Raw genomic sequence first — 298 nt, forward strand, 5'->3', positions numbered from 1 at the left:
ATAAGGTAGGTGGCATTTTACTTTTATGAAACTTAGATTTTCTGAAAAAAGTGGAATATTCATGAAGGTTCTCTTGTTAGTTATTTCATGGTTTATTATTTTATTCAGCTTGATGATTCAAAATTCTGATGCGTTCATTTATTGGTTTAATCCAAGCGTAGTATCCATTAGCGATGAAAGGTATTTTTATACTTTAGTGCCTACCTTTTTTAATATTCTACTTTTATTTTTCCAAATTAAGTTTTTGGGGGTTAGAGAGAGAAAAACAACTATCTACAAAATCTTGTTTGTTACGCTT

At 28.9% G+C, this 298-nt stretch carries 1 pseudogene; it reads left to right on the forward strand.

The annotated features are described in order from the left end of the window. Positions 1 to 109: 109 nt before the first annotated feature. A pseudogene (locus VU18_RS18745) lies at positions 110 to 298 on the forward strand (hypothetical protein); the annotation flags it as partial.

Source organism: Geobacillus sp. ZGt-1 (assembly GCF_001026865.1).
GTDB classification, from domain to species: Bacteria; Bacillota; Bacilli; order Bacillales; family Anoxybacillaceae; genus Geobacillus; species Geobacillus thermoleovorans.